Below are 15,280 nucleotides of genomic sequence, written 5' to 3' on the forward strand. Positions count from 1 at the left end.
CTAGCGGAGGTACCGCAGGTTCTCGGCGGTGTACACGACCCCTGCATCGTTCGCGATCGTCCCGATCTCGATGTAAGTCGGGTAGCCGAGCTCCGCGTCGTAGCGCACGATCAGGTTCTTCTCGCCATTTCGGCGCGCCTCCTCGATTCGCACGAGGTCCTCGATGGTCGGCCACTGCGCGTTCGGCAGGCTCGTGACGTCCTCCCCGCCCGGGCGCTTGTAGACGCGCGCGACCTTGCCGCCACGCACGTGGATCGTCACCGGCGCGGTCACCTGGCTTCCGCAGAAACAGATCTTCTGGAAGTCGTACTGGTAGTCTGACTCACCCTGGGCCGCGGTGGTATCGCGCGAGCATCCAGCGATGGACATCAGGGCGATGCACAGCAGAACAAGCTTCAGGCGCATGGGCGGCTCCCGGAAGAGGGTTCGACAGGCAAACGGCACCAGAAGAACGCCCCAGCCCCGTCCAGATGCACACCCTCGCCTCCCCTTCTTTCCGTTCCCCTCCGCGTCTCTGTGTGAAACCGCCGTTCACGCGGCCAGCGCCTCGCGGATCTCGTCAAAGGGCGGCAGCAGGCTGGGATTGCTGCTGTGCCACACGTAGCGCACCGTACGGTCCGGGTTCACCACGAACACGGAACGGTCGGACACGTCGCGCAGCCCCGGTCCGACGGGCGCCTCGCGCAGCACCCCGAACGCCCGGCTCGCCTCGCGGTTGAAGTCGGAGAGGAAGAGGTAGTCCGCGCCGAGCTCCTTGCGGAAGCGGTCCAGCACGTAGGGCGAGTCCACGCTGATGGCCGCCACCTGCGCGCCCAGCCCGTTGTACACGGCCAGGTCGTCGCGAAAGGTGCACAGCTCCTCGGTACAGGTGCTGGTGAACGCGAGCGGAAAGAAGACCACCACCGTCGCCTGGCCGCCGTAGAGGCTGCCCAGCGACACCTGCTGGTTGTCGTGCGCCGGAAGGGTCACGTCGGGTGCCTGATCGCCAATCTGAAGCGGCATGAAGCGGTTTTCCTTCGTACGTGTAGTGGTGAGACGGGGCGCCGGCGCGGCGCCCCTCGTCAGTCCGGGTCCAGCAGCCGGAGCGTGGTGAGGGCCAGGCGCACGGTATCGCGCTCCTTCTCCTCCTCCCCCGCCGGGCAGAAGTAGGTTGCGAAGCAGATCACCCCCGGCGTCGTCGCCACGCCCACCATCCAGAAGAGCGACTCGCCGTCGTCCTCGTCCTCGCTCGTGAACTCGCACAGCGCGAGCTCGCTTCCGTCCTCCAGCGGCACGTCCTCCACCTCGTCCTCCTCCAGCTCCACGCTGCGCTCTTCCAGGAAGGCGTACAGCTCCTCGGCAGGATCGGGAAACTCGTCCGCGGAGGCCTCGAAGGCGATCAGGTGGAGCGTCCCCACGCCGTCCTCGCGCCACACCTCCACGCCGCCGTCCTCCTCGTCGGGCGCGGCGGACCAGCCCCGGGGGATCACCAGGTCGAACCTGCCTTCGGGGTCCGCGAACCGCTGCGCATCGCTCATCGGGTCTCTGCTATACGGGTGTGGGGGCGGCGGGGGGCAAGATGGGCGCCGCTCCTGTGGCAGGCAAGCCGTTCCGGTACACTGTCGTTGTCAGAAACAGACGTGGAGGGGCGTTCTTGGATTCGAACGCCCGTTCGGCATCGAACGAGACCGCAGGCGCAGCGGATCATGCGTCTCCACTCCTAGCTGGGAGGCGCTTATTCGCACCTTGGGCGTCAGTCTTGTGGCGGTCGCGGCCCTCGTGGCCAGCTTCGCGGTCGTGATCCAGCGTCAGGACGAGCCGGACCGGCTTCGCGAGCGGCGCGCCGAGCCTTCCCCGCCGGCCATCGACCTGGAGCAGCTCCGCAACGCGGGCCTGTAACCCGGTCACCCGCGGGAACGCAGAAATCAGTTGAAGGGGCCGCTCCGGCAGGGGAGCGGCCCCCTTTCTGTGTGCAATGTGAACAGATGAAGATGTTTTTCCACAATGGGTATGTTGTCATTGAACATTCCCGAGACATAGCAGGTAGGGTATCTAGCAGACAAGTTCCGGACTGGCCTCGGTAATGTGGGTGAATTTCTCAGCGGATTACGGCCAAACGCGTGCGCGGGGTTGACCTAAACCCAAGCAGGGGTTATAATTAGGCATAAGAAAAACGCCGAGTGCATCGCAGCGACACAGACGATCGCGCGCTTCGCAACGTCCAATCAGGAGACAATCGTTATGAAGAACAGCGAAACGAGCCGTACCCCGCGTTCGCGTTTTCGCAACGATACCCGCGCGCTCCTTACTTCGCGCCCGGTGCAGCTTCTCCTGGTTCTGGGAGCGATGGCGGAGGGCGCGGTGATCCTGGGCCGCGACAGGGCGCCGGAGCCGGCGAAGCCGGTCACGATGCAGCAGGCCCTTCACGAGGCCATCACCCCGGTGAAGGTGGTGGAGCACAAGCGCCTCTCGAAGCTGGCCGACCTGGCGGTGAACGAGGACGCCCGCGAGGACGAGACGGTGGCCGAGGCGCAGAAGCTGGCCGAGAAGTACCGCAAGAGCGGCTTCAAGGTGTCGGACAGGCTGGCGCTTCAGATCCACGAAGCCGCCGTCGAGAACGGGATCAAGCCGGAAGTGGCGTTCGGGCTGGTGAAGACGGAGAGCGGGTTCAAGACGAGCGCGACGAGCCACGTGGGCGCCATCGGCCTCACGCAGCTGATGCCGGCGACGGCACGCTGGCTGAAGCCCGGCACCACGCGCAGCGACCTGCGCGACACGGAGACGAACCTGAACATCGGCTTCAAGTACCTCGCCGACCTGATCGAGAAGTACGACGGCAACCAGAAGCTGGCGCTGCTGGCCTACAACCGCGGCCCCGGCACCGTGGACCGCCTCCTGAAGCGCGGCCGCAACCCGGACAACGGCTACGCCGACATGGTGTACGGACGCCGCAACACGCACCGGTAACACGAACGAAGGGGCGCCTCAAGAGAAGCGCCCCTTCGTCAACAAAAAAAGCATCACACAGAGAACACGGAGGAAACTGCAAGCCTCAGAGAACTCCCTTCCCCCTCTACTTCGCCGACAACGTTGCGTTCTTCTCGATGTACTCCGACCACTCCGGCGGCACGTCCGTGTCCGGGAAGATGGCCTGGACGGGGCACTCGGGCTCGCAGGCGCCGCAGTCGATGCACTCGTCGGGGTTGATGTAGTACTGGTCGTCCGCCTCGTAGATGCAGTCGACCGGGCACACCTCGACGCAGCTTGCGTCCTTGGTGCCGATGCAGGGCTCCGCGATCACGTACGGCATATGCGCTCTCTCCAACGGGTTTGGTCAGGGTCGGGCCTGGCTCCGGTGTCTTGGAGCGATACGATAACCCCCGCGACCGGGGTTGTCCATACGCACTCGAACGATCGTTCGAAAATCACTTCAGGTGAGTGTCGAACCATTCCAGCGTGGCCTCCGACGCCGTGCGCAGCGCATCGGTAGCGCCCTGGTACGGGTGCTTCGCGCCGAAGGTGTGGTCCGCGTCCTCAATCAGCAGGAGCTCCGCGTTCTCCCCCGCCATGTCCCACAACGTCCGCGCGTCGTCCGGCGTCACCGACGTGTCCGCCTCGCCGTGCACGATCAGCCAGGGCAGGGTGAGCCGGGCCGCCGCACGCCGGATGTCCAGCCGCTCCGTGTTCTCCTCCAGGTCGCGCAGATAGGCGGGGCCCACGGGCATCGCCTGCCCCGTGCGCGCGTTGGTGATCTCCACCGGCTCGCCGTGCCGCCAGCGCCCGAGCTGCTCGTCCGTCCAGCGGTGCACGGTGGCGATGGCGTTCCACGTGACCAGCGCATCGACGCGCCCGTCCTCCGCCGCGGCCAGCACCGCCTCACCGCCGCCCCGCGAGTGCCCCAGCAGCCCCACGTGCTTGGGACGCTTCGGCAGCAGGCCCTTCCCGCGCACCGCCTCCAGCACCATGCGGATCTCGTCGACGTTGCGGCTGTGCGTCTGCTGCGCAAAGAGATCGAGGGCGCTGAAGTCCACCCCGTCTGCCCCCACCCCGTTGTGCGAGAAGTCGAACGACACCACCGCGTGCCCCGCCGCCGCCAGCGAACGCGCCACGGCCGGAAAGAAACCCCACTCGCGGAACCCCTTGAACCCATGGCAGATCACCACCGCACTCTGCGGCTTACTCCCCTCCTGCACGCGGAGGTCGCCGCGCACGGGCGGCCCGCCGTCGCGCGGGCGCAGCTCGAAGCGGGTGCGGGTCAGTGCGGTCGTGATCTCGGGCATATGCGGCGCGCGTGGATGGTGAGTTTTGAAGTGGCGCGGGGGCCCGCTCGTTCCTCGCTGCCCCTCTCCCGATAACGGGAGAGGGGGCGGTTTGTTGTAGGGGCGCGATTCATCGCGCCCACCCTTCGCCCTCACATCGGGCGGCGCACCAGGTCACGAAAGGCGGCGAGCACTCCCCCCTCTCCCGATAACAGAGGCGCCAGCCTCTCCTGTTATCGGGAGAGGGGGGTCGGGGGGGTGAGGGCCACCATCGGGCACCCCGCGCATGGCACCTTGCGCGGGCACCCCTCGCACGGCAGCTCGCCCTCGTCCGCGGGAGCTGCGGCGGCGGCGAGGCGGGCGGCGAGGTAGCGGATGCGGCGCGGGTTGAGCGGGTCGTCGAACTCGCCCTCGCGCACGCCGCCCAGCGTGCCAGATGCGGCGGCGGCCACCAGCGCGCGGAGCTGGTTCGTCTCCTCCGCCGCCAACGGCACCAGGCCCTCGACGGGGCGGCGAGGCGCGCGCTCCACCTTGAGCACCTGCCGCGCAAAGGAGACGAACATCGAGCACGCCTCGGGGCAGGGGACCAGCGCGTCGCCGTGCGGCGGGCCTTCGTCGGCCATCTCCAGCGGCGTCGCCTCATCTACCTGCCACGCCACGCGGCGCAGGCACACGGCGTCGCCGCAGCACGCGCGCACGGTGTTCCGCACGGCGTCCGTCTCCAGCAGCTTGACGGCACCGTACATTCCGGTCTGCCGCGCCGCCGTCTCGCGCCAGTGCGTCACGCGCAGGGTGCCCGTGCGCCCCGCGTGCCAGTGCAGCGCGCAAGCGGGATACAGGTAGTCGAGCGCGGTCCAGAGCGCGCGCTCGTCCAGCTCCACCAGCGCCCACCCCCCGCGAAGGTTCGGCGACGTCTTGAGCGGCCGATGCTCCCCGTCGTCCGTCACCTGCGCGATGGTGCGCGCCGCGAACGGATCGCGCGAGACCACCAGCGCGTCCAGCGGAAAGCCGGCGTCGCGTTGATGGCGGATCTCGTACTGCCCGCCGCCCGTCGCGCGGATCAGCGCCTGGAGGAATGCGCGCCCCTCCGGCCCGGCATCGTCCACCCACACCGCCAGCGCCGCCCGCGCCTCCGCGATCCCGCCCGGTGCGTGCGCGCCGCGCTCCTCCGGGCGGTCAGACACGTGCGTCCTCGTGTGCCAGGATCCCCTCGGGGACGTCCGCGCCGGCCTCGCGGGCGCGCTGCAGCACGATCTCCGCCACCTCGGGGAAGGTCCCGACCGGCGCCGCGTAGAAGATGGCGCGCCCATCCCTCTCCGTCACCGGGCTCACCGCCGGGCGGTTGATCCCCAGGTCGTCGGGGATGGTCTCCTGCGTGTGCCACCCCTCGGCCACGAAGAATGGGACCAGCACCACGTCGCGCCCGCCCATCTCCTCCAGCACCTCGCCGACCTCGGGCGGCTGGTCGAGGAACCCGGTCTTCACCTCGCCGAAGACGCCGGCCGCCTCCGCCTCGCGGGTCACGCGGTAGATGGCCTCGGCGGAGTTGCTGTTCCGCTCCGTGCCGTGGCCGATGATGATCAGCCCCGCCCGCCGCGCCTCCGCATCGTCCATCCCGGCGCTCTCCTCCGCGCGCCGCAGGATCATGGCCGACATCGACGGATGCGTCCCCACCGGCCCGCAGTAGCGGATCGTCTTCCCCAGCTTCCGCGTGACCGAGGGCGCCGGGCCGTCCAGCCCCAGCTCGCGCGGGATCACCTCCTCGGTGAAGTACCCTTCGGAGATGAAGAGGGGAACGACGTACACGTCCTCCGACTCCACGAGGTCGAACACCTCGCGCATGGAGGGCTCTTCCTTCCAGAAGCACTCGCGCACCTCGTCGAAGGCCCCGGTGCGCCGGATGGCCTCCGCGTGGCGGTATACCGGCGCGCTCGACTCCGCATTCAGGTGCGACCCGTGCCCGATGATGATCAGCGCTTGCAAATCAGCCTGCTCTTCGTGGTCGTTCTCGGACGGGTGTCCAAGATCCGTCCAACTTGCGGGCGCCGTGTGGCGGATGCAAGCACTCGTGGACTCCGGGTCGATTTCCGCGTTGCACGAGCCGCCTTCCCGTCGTTCCAGCCGGGGGATTCATTTCATCCCCCGGCGACCCCGCCCTGCTCCGCCGCCCGCCCTCCGCAGCTCTCCGCGATGGAGAGCACCTCGCTCCGCACCGTCGTACCGGGCGTGCGCTTGCTCCCGCGCACGTTCCCCAGCATCTCCCGCTCCCACCGCTCCCCAAAGAGGCGCAGGGTGCGTGCTTCATCCACCACCGCGTCGATCTGCAGCCAGGTGCGCCGCGTCTCGTTGAGCGGTCCGGTGACGTCCCGCTCCAGCCGAATCTGGTTCAGCGGGAGGCCCTCCGACGTGGCGGCGTACCCCAGGGCACGAGCGCTCCGCTCCACGCACTCCAGCGCGTCCGCCGGCGCCGGCGCGTTGGCGTAGACGGTGTGGCGCGAGGCGGTCACGGAGCAGGCGGCGAGGAGCAGGGCAGGCACGAACAGGGCGGCGCGGGTCATGGCGGAATCCAGAGGCAGGGGAAGCGGCTGCGATACTCTCTGGGACGCACGGCCCGGCGGATCTTGCACAGCTACGACCCCATAGACTGCTTCACCAGCAGGTCGTGGGTCGCCTTCTGGGCGGGGGAGAGCTTGGCGGGGATGCCGACGATGATCGCGGGTTGCGAGGGTGCGTCAGGGAGGTGGAGGACGAGGTGGTCCGGGGGGACGGGGCGCGCGTATTCGGAGGCGCGGCCCGTGGGGTCGATCTGGACGGTGCGCCCTTTCGCGGCCAGCGTCGCGAGGACGCGGCCGTACTCCAGCCACTCCGCGCGCGGGTCCGAATCCTCAGAGGCCACCGCGGGGATCAGCTGCTCCTCGAAGTAGGCGCGCGCCCGGCGAAAGGCTTCGGGATTCGCGTCCCTGAGCGCCACCATCTGCTTGCGGTAAAACTCGCGGGGGTCGCGGGCGCCGGCCTGCTGCAGGGCGCTCTCGAAGCGGGCATCGGCGCGGGCGCGGAGGTCGGGCGGTGCGGGCATCGGCGGCTCGGTGGCGGTGAACGCGGGCGGCAAAACTACCCCGGCACACCCGCCCGCGCAAAGTCCGGCGCACACCGCGCGCGCATCTCCATCACCATCGCACTGAGCAGGCAGGGCACGTGGTGTTGGGGAGTGTCGGCCGAAAGGCGCGCGCCTCTGGTGCGGGGAACGAAACTTGTAGCGTGATGGCGCCTTACATTCGCACACACAGGGAGGTCGCATGGTTCAGCCGATTCCGTTCCCCCGCACTGGCGACGACGGCGGCGGTGGCGCGTCGGACACGCTGGAGCTCTCGTGGGAGCTGTTCGGCGAGCTCTGCCGCGCCCTGGCCATCCGTGTGGCGCACGAGTACGAACCAGACCTGGTGATCGGCATTGCCACGGCGGGAGTGATCCCCGCCGCGACCGTCGCGGGGATCCTGCAGGTGGAGTTCGAGTCGATGAAGATCTCGCGGCGCGACGGCAGCGCGGTCGCCCGTCCCGCGCCGTCGGTCCTCTCCTCGGCGCCGCCGCGCGCGCGCGGGCGGCGCGTGCTGATCGTGGACGAGCTCACCACCAGCGGCGACACGCTGCGGCTGGCCCTCGCCGCCGTGCGGGAGGTGGGCGCGGCGGAGGTGCGCACCGCCACCTCCTTCGTGCGCCCCGGCGGCTACCGCCCCGACTTCTTTGCCCTGGAGACCCCGGCGCTCATCGTCTTCCCCTGGGACCGCCAGGTGATCGAGCGCGGGGAGCTGGTGACCCCGTCCATCTACACGGGGCCGATCCTCCACGCCTAGCGGGTGTTGGGGCAGTCGCGCTCCGTGGTCCTCCGCAGCTCCAGCACCTCGATGACGCGGAACTCGTGGTCGTTGGCCTGGTTGTGCCCGTAGCGGCCGCGCGGCCCCAGCCCGCCGCGGAGGCGCGCGAACACGTTCGCGTACGGCGCCCCGGCCGCCGAGTCGTAGCGCGCGCGCATCTTCTGCGTCATGATGGGGAGCCAGTTCTCCATCGACTGGCAGGGGCGGAAGGAGGCCGTCTCGAATCCCAGCGAGAGACGGCCTTCCACCACGATGGCATCCGCGGAAGTCCCATCGCGGCACCCCGCCGCGAGCACCAGCGCACACACGAGCAGACGCCTCATTGCCTGACCTCCTGGAGTGGTCGAATGCGGCGGGCACCGCGACCGCCGCTCCCCATCAACGCCCACGCGGCCCGCGTGTGACACCCGGCCCATGAAGACCCTCCTCCGCGCCCGCCTCCTCCTGGCGGCCCTGGCCCTCGCCGCATGCGCCACGACGGGAACCCGCACCTCCGCCGGGCAGCTCGTCCGCGACACCGTGGACGCGCCCTCGCTGGCGGGGAACCGGCTGGGCGACCCGGCGCGGCGCGAGGCGCTGGTGTACCTGCCGCCCGGCTACAGCACGGGAAACCGCCGCTACCCCACGCTCTACGTGCTGCACGGCTTCGACGCGCCGCTCCAGGCGTTCGAGACGGGTCGGGTGCCCATCCGGGTGCTGATGGACTCGCTGGTCGCGGCGGGGCGCGCGCGTGCCATGATCGTGGTGGTCCCTGATGCTCGAAACGCGTACGGCGGCGCCTTCTACAGCAACTCGCCCGTAGCGGGGAGCTGGGAGGACTTCGTGGCGCGCGACCTGGTAGCGCACATGGACCTTCGTTACCGCACCCTTCCTCGCGCCGCATCTCGCGGGATCGAGGGGCACTCGATGGGCGGCTACGGCGCGCTGACCCTGGCGGCGCGCCACCCGGACGTCTTCGGCGCGGTGTACGCCGCGTCACCGTGCTGCTTCGGCCCGCGCATGATGGACGACCTAGCCCCCTTCTGGCCCGCCGCCCTTTCCCTCACCGACCGCGATGCGGTGGGTGCGGCCAGCTTCCAGGCGCGCCTGATCCTGGGCCTCGCCACCGCCCTCACGCCGGCAGCGGAGCGCGCGCCGCTCTTCGTCGATCTCCCCTTTCGGCACGACGCGGACGGCGTCTTGATGATGCGCAACGAGCCCGCCTACTCCCGCTGGACCGGCCTCACACCGTCATCGCTGGTGCGCGCGAACGCCGATGGCCTGCGCCGGCTGCGCGGCATCCGCTTCGACGTGGGCACCTCGGACGCCTTCACCCACATCCTCCCCAACCTGCGCGAGCTTTCCGCCGCGCTGGACTCCGCCGGCATCCGCCACACCTTGCAGCCCTATCCCGGCGACCACGTCAGCGGCCTCCGTCCCCGCTTCGCCTCCGAGGTGATCCCTTTCTTCTCGGCCACCCTCCAGTACTGAAACGGCGCCCCACACGGAGACACAGAGGGTACGGCGAGAACGGCAGGAGGTTTTCTCTGCGTCTTGTAGTTCCCTCTGCGCCCTCTGTGTGAGACTTTTCGCGACCCCGCGGTAATGACAGAGGGCCGGCTCTCCGTGTGGAAAGCCGGCCCCCTCTCGCACCCGCGGAAAAAACGACGCCTCAGCCGCGCGCCATCGAGTCCAGGAAGTCCTTGTTGGCCTTGGTCTTCTTCATCCGCGTGAGGAGGAAGTCGATCGACTCGGCCGGGGCCATGTCCGAGAGGAAGTTGCGCAGCAGGTAGACGCGCGTGAGCTCCAGCTCGCTGAGGAGGAGGTCTTCGCGGCGCGTGCCCGAGCGGTTGATGTCGATCGCCGGGAAGATGCGCTTGTCCGCGATGTGGCGGTCGAGCACCAGCTCCATGTTGCCGGTCCCCTTGAACTCCTCAAAGATCACCTCGTCCATCCGGCTCCCCGTCTCCACCAGCGCCGTGGCGACGATGGTGAGCGAGCCGCCCTCCTCGATGTTCCGCGCCGCGCCGAAGAATCGCTTCGGCTTGTGCAGCGCGTTGGCGTCCACACCGCCGGAGAGGATCTTACCGGAGTGCGGCACCGTCACGTTGTAGGCGCGGGCCAGGCGGGTGATGGAGTCCAGGAGGATCACCACGTCGCGGCCGTGCTCCACCAGGCGCTTGGCCTTCTCCAGCACCATCTCCGCCACCTGCGTGTGCCGGTCGGCCGGCTCGTCGAAGGTGGACGAGATCACCTCGGCGCGGACGTTCTCCTGCATGTCCGTCACCTCCTCGGGCCGCTCGTCGATGAGCAGCACGATGAGGTGCACCTCGGGGTGGTTCTCGGTGATGGCGTTGGCCATCTTCTGCATCAGGATCGTCTTGCCGGCCTTGGGCGGCGCCACGATCAGCCCGCGCTGCCCCTTGCCCAGCGGCGCGATCAGGTCCATCACGCGCATCGACAGGTCGGCCGAGGGCGCTTCCAGCTTGACGCGCTGGTCCGGGTAGCGGGGGCGCAGGTTGTCGAAGGCGATGCGGTGCTTCGCCTTGTCCGGCTCGTCGCCGTTGACGCGCTCCACCTTGAGCAGCGCCAGGTACCGCTCGCCCTCCTTGGGCGGGCGCACCTGCCCCAGCACCGTGTCGCCGGTGCGCAGGTCGAAGCGCTTGATCTGGCTGGGCGAGACGTAGATGTCGTCCGGCCCGTACAGGTAGTTCCAGTCCTGCGAGCGGAGGAAGCCGTACCCCTCCGGGAGAACCTCCAGCACGCCCTCGCCGCGCAGCACGACCTCGGAGTCCAGCAGGTTCTGCTCGATGCGGTAGATAAGGTCCTGCTTGCGGAGCCCCGAGTAGTTCGAGATGTTCAGGCCTTCGGCCATCTCGTGCAGCTCGGCGATGCTCTTGGATTTTATGGTAGTGATGTCCACGTGGGTCTCCGGATGCGTCAGCGCGTCCCGCGGGTCAGGGGGTGCGATCCCGCCCGATCCGCTGGATGGTCTTCTGAGGGGTCTGTGCGGGGAGCCAGGAAGAGGGCGGAGTGCGCCCGAGGCTTGCCTGATGGTCTATGGGGGTCAGTGGCCCCAACCTAACGCCCGCTATTTCCACGGTCAAGTGTGCCGTTTACACCTCTGACGGAGCTCTTCGCGTCCGTCCGGGTGGTGCGGATCGGCGACCGCGAGGTCGTCTTCGGCCTCCTACTACCCGGTGTGGCCCCGGACGGTCCAGCCGTGCGCCGCATGCTGGAGGGCTGGCCCGGGTCGCACTGGGCCTCGCCCGCCGGCGACGCCTGGGAGATCGCCCTGGAGGTCCGCACCCGCCCGCCGCGCCGCGAGCGGTGGCTTCTGCACGCCGTCCTGCTGCTGGCGGCTCTCTTCAGCGCCACCGTTTCCGGCGCGCTGATCGCCGGCCACGATCCGCTGGGGCTGGCGGAGCGGGTGGTGCTCGGCGTGGCGCTCCCCGTGCCCACCAGGTTATACGCCGCCGCGCTCCTTCCCGGACTCCTCTTTTCTATCCCGTTGATGGGCGTGCTGCTCGGGCACGAAATGGGCCACTACGTCGCGGCGCGGCGTCACAACCTGGACGCCTCGCCGCCGTACTTCATCCCCGCGCCCTTCATCATCAGCCTGATCGGTACGCTGGGCGCCTTCATCCGCCTGCGCTCCCCCATGCTGCACCGCCGGATGCTGATGGACGTCGGCGCGGCGGGTCCGCTGGCGGGGCTGGTCCTCGCGCTGCCGGTGGCCGCAGTCGGGATCGCGCTGAGCCGCCCGGCCGCCCTGCTCCCCGGCCTGCCGGGCCGCAACCTCTTCCCCTTCCTGGGCGTTCCGCTGCAGCTGGGCGACTCGCTGCTGTGGATGGCCCTGCGCGCCGTCTTCGCGCCGGGCGCGGAGGTGCTGATCCTACACCCGATGGCGGTGGCGGGGTGGGTGGGGCTCTTCTTCACCGCGATGAACCTCCTCCCCGTCGCCCAGCTCGACGGCGGCCACATCGTGTACGCCCTCCTCGGGGCCCGGCGGCAGCTCGCCGTGGCGACGCTCTTCTTCGCGTCGTTGCTGGTGCAGGGGTGGTGGTGGCCCGGATGGTGGTTCTGGGCCGTGCTCATCCTCCTGATCGGCCGCGGCCGCCTGTCGCACCCGCCCGTGCTCGACCCACGCCTTCCCCTCACCCGCCGCCAGCGCGTGGCGGGGTGGGCGTGCGTCGTGTTCTTTGTGCTCGCGTTCGTACCGGCTCCGGTTTCCTGAGGGCGGCCAAGCGCGTCTCTCAGGATGACAGATGGGGGCGTGCCGGTTCCCGTGCAGTCCGCGAAGGCGGACTTTGGTGGTTCCAGCGGCGAATTTCATTCGCTCCTGGCCCTTTGGTCCCGACTCTTCGCTCTTGGAACCCTGTGTCTACGCACTAACGCACTACCGCACTTCCCCCCGCCCTAACCGCTTCCCCACACTTCGATTCTTGACAAACCCTTACGCACCGGGGGAGATTCGGTGCGGGGCCGGGCCCGACGCGGCCCACCACGCCGCACCCCGGAGCCCCGCCGATGGCACGCCACAACCGCGAAGGGGAAGGGGAGGACCAGCACGGCCGCCGCTACCGCATCGGCTACCAGCCGGACTGGCTCCGCCAGGTGAAGGTGACGTGCGACCTGGACAACGGCCGCCAGTCCACCAAGACGCTCCTCCGCAACCCGGAGCGGCCGGCGCACCCCCCCGGGCCCAGGGTGCACACGCAGGTCGACTCGGCGGAGCTGGGGCTGAGCTTCGGGCTGACGCTGCACGACGAGCGCCGCGTGGTCCGCCGCATCATCGTGGAAACCGTGATCCCCGGCGAGCGCGCCGAGACCATCTCCTTCGTCGTCTCCACCCTTCTCGACGAAGAGTAAGACATCCTTTCCGGGACGCTTTTCCCGGCGTCATGCCAACACCTTCCGCGTGAACCCTCCATGATGGTCCTGCTGGCCCAGACCGCGCCGCTCCCCTGCCCGGACACGCGCATCATGTTCGGCGTGAGCGTGGTGGTGGTGGTGAGCGTGGTGGTGTTCACCGCGGCGGTCATCGTCACGCTGCTGCGGCGCAGCGACCGCCGGCGGGCGGAGGAGGAGAAGGTCGCCGCCATCGGCACCGCGACCGCGCGCATCCTGCACCAGATCAAGAACCCGCTGCAGACCGTCGTCCTGAACGCCGACATCCTGCAGGACGAGCGCATCGTGAGCGACGCCGCCGGCCGCCGCGAGGTGTGCGAGGCCATCGTCTCCGAGAGCCAGCGGCTGGTGAGCATGCTGGACGAGCTCTCGGTGTACGCCAGCGGCGCGCGGCGCGCCCTCAGCCGCCAGCCGGTGCCGCTGCACGAGATCATCGCCCAGCTCGCGCGGCAGCAGGAGCGCGACCCCAGCATCCGCGTGGAAGCCGGCGTGCTGGGCGAGGCGGTGGTCTTCGCCGATCCGTACTACCTGCGGCAGGTGTTCGAGAACCTGGTGCGCAACGCCTGCGAGGCGATGCAGGACCAGGACGACCGCCGCCTCACCCTGCGCGTAGAATCCGCGGCGGGATCGGCGGAGGTGCGCGTGGCGGACAACGGACCGGGAATCGAGGCGGAGAAGCTGGACCAGATCTTTCAGCCGTTCGTGTCCAGCAAGGGGAAGGGGATGGGGCTGGGGCTCGCCATCTGCCGCGAGATCGTGGAGGGGCACGGCGGGCGGCTTGAGGTCGAGTCCACGCCGGGCGCCGGCTCCACTTTCATCGTACGCCTTCCGCTGTACGATGCGGCTGCGCTCGAGGCGGGCGCCGGGCGCGCGACCGAGGCCTGGGCGTGAGGCCGGCATCGTAAAAGCCTCACACGGAGACACGGAGGGCACTGAAAGAAGTGCAAGAGAAGTTCTCTGCGTCTTTCAGTGCCCTCCGTGTTCTCTGTGTGACGCTCTTGCTCAGGCCGGCTTGACCTTGCAGGTGATGCCGGTGACGCTGTAGTCCACCACCACGTTCTGGCCCGAGGCCAGGGTAGCGTTGGGCACGCTCGGGGTGGCGGCGATCATCAGCGAGTCGCCGTTCGCGTAGCCCACCGGGGCGACGCCCATCGCGTAGGTGCCCGGGGTGACGTAGGCCATCTTGTAGCGCGCGTCCGCCTGCGCCTTGGCCGAGAGCGTCGTCGGGCCGGTGGCGGTCGCGGTGAAGTGCGTCACGTCCGTGGCCGCGCCGCCGCAGGCCGGGAAGGTCACGCCCGCGGCCGGGGTCACCAGCCCGCTGATGCCGCCCGAGAGCTGCACCTGGGTGACGGTGAACTGCGGGTTCAGGATGAGCTGCCCGCTCTTGCCGGCCACGTGCCCGAACGAGCGCGCCACGTCGAAGTCCAGCGCCACGATCCTGCTGTCGCCGTCCACCGTGAGGCCGGGGCTGGGGAAGCGGATCTTGTAGCCGCTCGCGCGCGACTTTCCGCTGGTCAGGTTGATGGTTCCCGTGGCGGTCATGCCGGCGGGGAGGCGGGCGCCCGGCGTAGCATACACCCGGCCGTCGCGCGTCACCACGTACGCGTCACCCACGCGCACGCGGAGCTGCGAGTAGGTGCCCGCGGGGATCACGGCGTCCCTGACCAGGTCCGCCCCGGCGCCGCCCACCAGCGTCAGCAGGTCGAAGTAGGTCGAGGTGTCGGTCGCCAGCGTGAGGCGGCCGGCCGTGGAGTCGGCATCCGACTCGCGCTGCAGGTACAGCTCGCTGATCTGAACCTTCACTTCCTTGAAGTCGCCCGGCGCGTCCACCAGCCGGATGCTGACGCGGCTGCTGCCGCTGTCCGTGCCGCCGTCGCAGGCGCCGAGCGCCGCCGCGGCAAGGAGGGGAAGGAGGAAACGGGTGCCTTTGAACATCGCTGATCTCCACGGATGTGACTGCACTGTGCCGGGTGAGCCCGGCGGCTTGCTTCCCTGACGCGTCACCTTTGGCGGCCGGACGATCTCCCACCCTGGCGGGAGACTCCTGGCTTTGCGGCCCCGCCTCGCGGCGGGTGTGCCATTGTCGGGAGCCGGATCGGGGACGGCACCGCCGCCCCGCTGATTCACCCCTTGACGAGCATTCGCGCGGCTGCGTCACATCAAAAGTTCGTGATCAACTGCTACACTCCTGATTCAGAAAACACGGCGGTACGGAAGAGCCGCGGAGAGGAAGTTCTCCGCGGCTTTCAGTGCCACTCCGTGCCCTCTGTGTGAGGCTTC

Annotated in this window: 19 protein-coding genes and 1 riboswitch; of the genes, 7 read left to right on the top strand and 12 right to left on the bottom strand. The window is 69.3% G+C overall.

The genetic code is table 11. The annotated features are described in order from the left end of the window. From VF584_06170 to VF584_06180, 3 genes are all read right to left on the bottom strand, one after another. Complete coding sequence (locus VF584_06170) at positions 1 to 405, bottom strand: DUF6174 domain-containing protein (GenBank protein ID HEX8209755.1); 405 nt, start codon at positions 403 to 405, stop codon at positions 1 to 3. A 126-nt stretch (positions 406 to 531) separates the two neighbouring features. After that, positions 532 to 1,002 carry a peroxiredoxin gene (locus tag VF584_06175; GenBank protein ID HEX8209756.1) on the bottom strand — a complete coding sequence of 157 codons (471 nt, stop codon included), beginning with the start codon at positions 1,000 to 1,002 and terminating at the stop codon, positions 532 to 534. 59 nt (positions 1,003 to 1,061) lie between these two features. Further along, the gene (locus VF584_06180; GenBank protein ID HEX8209757.1) at positions 1,062 to 1,517 is read right to left on the bottom strand and encodes a hypothetical protein; all 456 of its coding nucleotides are present in this window, start codon (positions 1,515 to 1,517) and stop codon (positions 1,062 to 1,064) included. 223 nt (positions 1,518 to 1,740) lie between these two features. On the opposite strand from VF584_06180, the gene VF584_06185 reads away from it, so the two are divergent. Both VF584_06185 and VF584_06190 read left to right on the top strand, forming a co-directional pair. Next, positions 1,741 to 1,878: a hypothetical protein gene (locus VF584_06185; protein ID HEX8209758.1), complete on the top strand. Its 138-nt coding sequence runs from the start codon at positions 1,741 to 1,743 to the stop codon at positions 1,876 to 1,878. A 342-nt stretch (positions 1,879 to 2,220) separates the two neighbouring features. Next, positions 2,221 to 2,946 (top strand): lytic transglycosylase domain-containing protein, encoded by a 726-nt coding sequence (locus VF584_06190; GenBank protein HEX8209759.1) that lies wholly within the window; start codon positions 2,221 to 2,223, stop codon positions 2,944 to 2,946. Between the two features lie 106 nt (positions 2,947 to 3,052). On the opposite strand, the gene VF584_06195 is transcribed toward VF584_06190, so the two are convergent. From VF584_06195 to VF584_06220, 6 genes are all read right to left on the bottom strand, one after another. Next, on the bottom strand, positions 3,053 to 3,289 hold the full coding sequence (locus VF584_06195; protein HEX8209760.1) for a ferredoxin family protein: 237 nt from the start codon (positions 3,287 to 3,289) through the stop codon (positions 3,053 to 3,055). A 115-nt stretch (positions 3,290 to 3,404) separates the two neighbouring features. Further along, positions 3,405 to 4,259 (bottom strand): alpha/beta fold hydrolase, encoded by an 855-nt coding sequence (locus VF584_06200; protein HEX8209761.1) that lies wholly within the window; start codon positions 4,257 to 4,259, stop codon positions 3,405 to 3,407. A 212-nt stretch (positions 4,260 to 4,471) separates the two neighbouring features. Next, on the bottom strand, positions 4,472 to 5,422 hold the full coding sequence (locus VF584_06205; protein HEX8209762.1) for a DR2241 family protein: 951 nt from the start codon (positions 5,420 to 5,422) through the stop codon (positions 4,472 to 4,474). After that, on the bottom strand, positions 5,415 to 6,221 hold the full coding sequence (locus tag VF584_06210; GenBank protein HEX8209763.1) for a CbiX/SirB N-terminal domain-containing protein: 807 nt from the start codon (positions 6,219 to 6,221) through the stop codon (positions 5,415 to 5,417). Before VF584_06210 ends, VF584_06205 begins: the two co-directional genes overlap by 8 nt. A gap of 152 nt (positions 6,222 to 6,373) precedes the next feature. Continuing rightward, positions 6,374 to 6,796, bottom strand: a complete 423-nt coding sequence (locus tag VF584_06215; protein HEX8209764.1) for a hypothetical protein — start codon at positions 6,794 to 6,796, stop codon at positions 6,374 to 6,376. Between the two features lie 71 nt (positions 6,797 to 6,867). Continuing rightward, positions 6,868 to 7,314 carry a hypothetical protein gene (locus VF584_06220; GenBank protein ID HEX8209765.1) on the bottom strand — a complete coding sequence of 149 codons (447 nt, stop codon included), beginning with the start codon at positions 7,312 to 7,314 and terminating at the stop codon, positions 6,868 to 6,870. 220 nt (positions 7,315 to 7,534) lie between these two features. Between VF584_06220 and VF584_06225 the strand changes: the two genes are divergently transcribed. Further along, a complete protein-coding gene (locus VF584_06225) occupies positions 7,535 to 8,089 on the top strand; it encodes a phosphoribosyltransferase family protein (protein ID HEX8209766.1) in 555 nt (184 codons plus the stop codon). On the opposite strand, the gene VF584_06230 is transcribed toward VF584_06225, so the two are convergent. Continuing rightward, the gene (locus VF584_06230; GenBank protein ID HEX8209767.1) at positions 8,086 to 8,433 is read right to left on the bottom strand and encodes a hypothetical protein; all 348 of its coding nucleotides are present in this window, start codon (positions 8,431 to 8,433) and stop codon (positions 8,086 to 8,088) included. The genes VF584_06225 and VF584_06230 overlap by 4 nt on opposite strands. A gap of 91 nt (positions 8,434 to 8,524) precedes the next feature. On the opposite strand from VF584_06230, the gene VF584_06235 reads away from it, so the two are divergent. Further along, positions 8,525 to 9,580: an alpha/beta hydrolase-fold protein gene (locus VF584_06235; protein ID HEX8209768.1), complete on the top strand. Its 1,056-nt coding sequence runs from the start codon at positions 8,525 to 8,527 to the stop codon at positions 9,578 to 9,580. Positions 9,581 to 9,761: 181 nt separating this feature from the next. Here VF584_06235 and rho read toward each other — a convergent pair whose 3' ends face one another. Then, positions 9,762 to 11,012, bottom strand: a complete 1,251-nt coding sequence (gene rho / locus VF584_06240; GenBank protein HEX8209769.1) for a transcription termination factor Rho — start codon at positions 11,010 to 11,012, stop codon at positions 9,762 to 9,764. A 186-nt stretch (positions 11,013 to 11,198) separates the two neighbouring features. On the opposite strand from rho, the gene VF584_06245 reads away from it, so the two are divergent. From VF584_06245 to VF584_06255, 3 genes are all read left to right on the top strand, one after another. After that, positions 11,199 to 12,326 (top strand): site-2 protease family protein, encoded by a 1,128-nt coding sequence (locus tag VF584_06245; protein ID HEX8209770.1) that lies wholly within the window; start codon positions 11,199 to 11,201, stop codon positions 12,324 to 12,326. A 293-nt stretch (positions 12,327 to 12,619) separates the two neighbouring features. Beyond that, positions 12,620 to 12,961, top strand: a complete 342-nt coding sequence (locus tag VF584_06250; protein HEX8209771.1) for a hypothetical protein — start codon at positions 12,620 to 12,622, stop codon at positions 12,959 to 12,961. Positions 12,962 to 13,021: 60 nt separating this feature from the next. Further along, a complete protein-coding gene (locus tag VF584_06255; GenBank protein ID HEX8209772.1) occupies positions 13,022 to 13,891 on the top strand; it encodes a HAMP domain-containing sensor histidine kinase in 870 nt (289 codons plus the stop codon). Positions 13,892 to 14,002: 111 nt separating this feature from the next. Here the strand turns inward: VF584_06255 and VF584_06260 are convergent, their stop codons facing one another. Further along, positions 14,003 to 14,935, bottom strand: coding sequence for a DUF4382 domain-containing protein (locus tag VF584_06260; protein HEX8209773.1), 933 nt, complete (start codon positions 14,933 to 14,935; stop codon positions 14,003 to 14,005). Between the two features lie 70 nt (positions 14,936 to 15,005). Continuing rightward, positions 15,006 to 15,089, bottom strand: a riboswitch (cyclic di-GMP riboswitch). Positions 15,090 to 15,280 lie beyond the last annotated feature (191 nt).

Source organism: Longimicrobium sp., assembly GCA_036389135.1.
Lineage (GTDB): Bacteria > Gemmatimonadota > Gemmatimonadetes > Longimicrobiales > Longimicrobiaceae > Longimicrobium.

Bases quoted from the DNA above. Each gene is read 5' to 3' on its own strand.
- VF584_06170 (HEX8209755.1), bottom strand. From the start codon at position 405: ATGCGCCTGAAGCTTGTTCTGCTGTGCATCGCCCTGATGTCCATCGCT.
- VF584_06175 (HEX8209756.1), bottom strand. From the start codon at position 1,002: ATGCCGCTTCAGATTGGCGATCAGGCACCCGACGTGACCCTTCCGGCG.
- VF584_06180 (HEX8209757.1), bottom strand. From the start codon at position 1,517: ATGAGCGATGCGCAGCGGTTCGCGGACCCCGAAGGCAGGTTCGACCTG.
- VF584_06190 (HEX8209759.1), top strand. From the start codon at position 2,221: ATGAAGAACAGCGAAACGAGCCGTACCCCGCGTTCGCGTTTTCGCAAC.
- VF584_06195 (HEX8209760.1), bottom strand. From the start codon at position 3,289: ATGCCGTACGTGATCGCGGAGCCCTGCATCGGCACCAAGGACGCAAGC.
- VF584_06200 (HEX8209761.1), bottom strand. From the start codon at position 4,259: ATGCCCGAGATCACGACCGCACTGACCCGCACCCGCTTCGAGCTGCGC.
- VF584_06215 (HEX8209764.1), bottom strand. From the start codon at position 6,796: ATGACCCGCGCCGCCCTGTTCGTGCCTGCCCTGCTCCTCGCCGCCTGC.
- VF584_06220 (HEX8209765.1), bottom strand. From the start codon at position 7,314: ATGCCCGCACCGCCCGACCTCCGCGCCCGCGCCGATGCCCGCTTCGAG.
- VF584_06225 (HEX8209766.1), top strand. From the start codon at position 7,535: ATGGTTCAGCCGATTCCGTTCCCCCGCACTGGCGACGACGGCGGCGGT.
- VF584_06230 (HEX8209767.1), bottom strand. From the start codon at position 8,433: ATGAGGCGTCTGCTCGTGTGTGCGCTGGTGCTCGCGGCGGGGTGCCGC.
- VF584_06235 (HEX8209768.1), top strand. From the start codon at position 8,525: ATGAAGACCCTCCTCCGCGCCCGCCTCCTCCTGGCGGCCCTGGCCCTC.
- VF584_06250 (HEX8209771.1), top strand. From the start codon at position 12,620: ATGGCACGCCACAACCGCGAAGGGGAAGGGGAGGACCAGCACGGCCGC.
- VF584_06255 (HEX8209772.1), top strand. From the start codon at position 13,022: ATGATGGTCCTGCTGGCCCAGACCGCGCCGCTCCCCTGCCCGGACACG.
- VF584_06260 (HEX8209773.1), bottom strand. From the start codon at position 14,935: ATGTTCAAAGGCACCCGTTTCCTCCTTCCCCTCCTTGCCGCGGCGGCG.